Source organism: Enorma massiliensis phI (genome assembly GCF_000311845.1).
In the GTDB taxonomy this organism is placed as follows: domain Bacteria; phylum Actinomycetota; class Coriobacteriia; order Coriobacteriales; family Coriobacteriaceae; genus Enorma; species Enorma massiliensis.
The window spans coordinates 589736-592575 of sequence record NZ_HE978574.1 but is presented as its reverse complement, the minus strand read 5'-3'; the positions used below and the strand labels follow the sequence as shown (position 1 = coordinate 592575).

At 66.4% G+C, this 2840-nt stretch carries 1 protein-coding gene; it reads right to left on the bottom strand.

Features of this window, described 5'->3' with window-relative positions:
* A partial coding sequence (locus HGEM_RS10320) for a SpaA isopeptide-forming pilin-related protein (protein ID WP_020424275.1) occupies positions 1-2840 on the bottom strand: 2840 nt, incomplete at both ends.

Genomic DNA, 2840 nt, shown 5'->3' with positions numbered 1-2840 from the left:
CGTCGCCCGCGTCGGAGCCGCGCTTCTGCAGGCGTACCTCGATGGGTGTATCGGTCGCAGTGATGACCGCGACGTCGCCCTCGGAGCTCACGGCGTAGGCGTCGGAGCCGCCTGTCTTCTCGATCGTGCCGTCGGCGTTCACGGTGAACTCAAGGGAGCCCGCGAGTTCGTAGCCGGCCGGAGCCTGAGTCTCCTCGAGCACGTAGCTCTTGCCGACCACTAGGCATCCGTACAGCTTATCCTGAGCGTTCTCCGGCGTCACCACGATGCCTTGCTCGTTCTCGCCCGGCTGCGCGTTGGCAAACGTGCCGCCTGCGGCGGGCTTGATGGTGAACTCGGCACCGACGAGCTCGTCGCCTGTGTCGCTGCCGCGCTTCACCAGGTCAATCTCGACCGGGTCATCATGCGCGGTCACCGCGATGCCCTGCCCGTCCGTCCAGGCCCAGCCGTTATCCTCGGCAGTCGCTTCGTCGACTGGCGTGATGGAACCATCCTCCTCGACCGTGAACTTGAGGTCCTCGATCGTCTCGTAGCCGGCAGGGGCCTCTTCCTCGTGCAGCGTATAGACGGTCTCGCCGTCGGCGATGAGCAACGCATGATCGAGCTCCACGCCTTCCGTGGTGCTCACCAGCGTGCGTTCAGCCTCTTCGGACGTGCCGTCACCCGCGATATCGCCCGTAAGGGTGAACTCGACGTTCGCCATGGGCTGGTTGCTGCGCTCGTCGAGCTTGTACAGCGTGAGCTTGGTGGGCTCGTTGGTGACCGTGCCGGTGAACGCCTGCACGGTGCCATCATCGCTGATAACGAACGCACCGGGTGCTGCGGTATCGGGCGCGATCTCGATCGTTCCGTCGTCGCGCACGTGAATCGTCAGCGTACCGTCGATCTTGGTGTAGCCGTCGGGCGCCGTGGTCTCGCGGAGCGTGTAGGTGCCGCCCACGACGAGCTCAGCGAGAAGCTCGGCAGAGCCGTCCTCGCCCTCGGTGGTAAGCGTCCGCGCCGTCGTCGTACCGTCAGCGAACGTGCTACCGTCCACCGGGGTCACGGCGAACTCGGCACCAGGGAGCTTCTTGTCGGAATCCTCGGCGTCGATCTTCTCGATGCGCAGGCCCACGGGTTCGTCTGTCGCTGTGAGCGTAATGCCGTCCTCGCCGACCGCCCATGCATCGGGCGCATCGCCCTGGACCACGATCTCGCCGCGGATGTCGAGCTGGAAGCTCAGTGGCTCCACCGCGATGTAGCCGGCGGCAGGCGTTGTCTCGGTCAGCGTGTAGGTAACGCCGGTCTTCAGGCCGGAGCCGATCGCAGCCGCGCCCTGGTCATCCGTCGTAACCGTCTGGATCGTGCCGTCATCGCCCGTGAGGGTGAACTCGGCGTTCGCGAGCGTGGTCTCGGGGTCGAGCGCGCTCACCTTCTGGAGCTCGATCTTCAGCAACTGGTCCACCGCGGTGAAGGTGAAGGTGCTCCCCTTGGCGCGCGCATAGCCCTCGGGCAGCGCGCTATCGCCGCCCACGACCGTGAGCGAGCCGTCCTCGTGCGCCGTCACCTGGAAGGTCGCGTCGATGGGATCGTAGCCCACCGGTCCGCGGCTCTCGTAGATCTCATAGGTGCTGCCCGCCACGAGCTGCGCGGAGAGCAGCGCCGTGCCGCCGTCGGCGGTCGCGATGGTCTTGGGCTCCGTGGTGCCATCCGCGAAGGTCGCGTCGTCCACCGGACTCACCGTGAACTCGGCGCCTTGGAGCGCGGTACCGTTAGGATCGGACTTCTTGAGCACCAAATCGATCGGCGTGTCGCTCACGGTGATGACGGCGATGCCGTCCTCGGCGCCGTTGACGATTGCCGTCTGGTTAATCTGCTCCGTTGTCGCCGTTTCGGCGAGCGCCACCGAACCATCCTCATAGACGAGGAAGGTCAGCGGATCGATGGGCTGGTAGCCCGCAGGAGCCTTGGTCTCGGTGAGCACATAGGCCGTGCCCTCCGCCGAACCTGTGAGCTGCAAGTCGGTGAAGACCGCGCCGAACTCGTCCGAGGTGAAGGACTTCTCGGCCGTGCCATCCGGGAACGTGACACCGTCCTCGGCGGGCGCAAGGGTAAACTCGACGCCTTCAAGACCCTGGCCAGCTATACCCTGCTTCACCAGGCTCACGCCCAGCTTATGGTCCACGACCTCGATAGAGACGCCGTCCTCGCTCAGCGTGAAGGCGCCGGAGCTGTTACCGCCCGCGATGCTTACGGTACCATCGGCCGCAACGCTCAGCGTCGCCGTATCGGTAAGCCGCTCATAGCCTGCGGGCGCCCGGGTCTCCTCGAGCACGTAGCTCTTGCCCGCCACGAGACCGGTGAAGCTCACGCTACCATCCTCGCCCGTGATGTCGGTGAGTACCTGCGGACTGCCCGCTCCGGAGCCCTCGCCCATGACCTCGGTCAGGGTGAACTCAGCGCCAGGGAGGTATGTCTTGCCACCGGACGCACCCTCGCTCGATGCGGCCTTGAGGACCGTGAGCTCGGTGAGCTCGTCGGTCGCCGTGATGACGGCGGTGCCGTCCTCGGCTGTCGCGGCGTAGGTGCCGGAACCCGCGGTCACGCCGCTAGCGATGGCGATGGCACCGTCCGCGCCCACCGTAAACTGAACGCTGCCGGCCAGCTCGTAGCCATTTGGCGCGGTGGCCTCGGTGATGGTGTACATATTGCCCGCGACGAGCACGCCGGTGGGGATGGCGGCGAAGCCGTCATCGCCCGTCGGCCCGACCTCGAGCGCGCCGTTAGCGTTCAGCGCGGGGGTACCGGCGAACTCGCCTGTGATTTCGAAAGTCGCGCCCGCGAGCGGCGCGCCGTCCGCA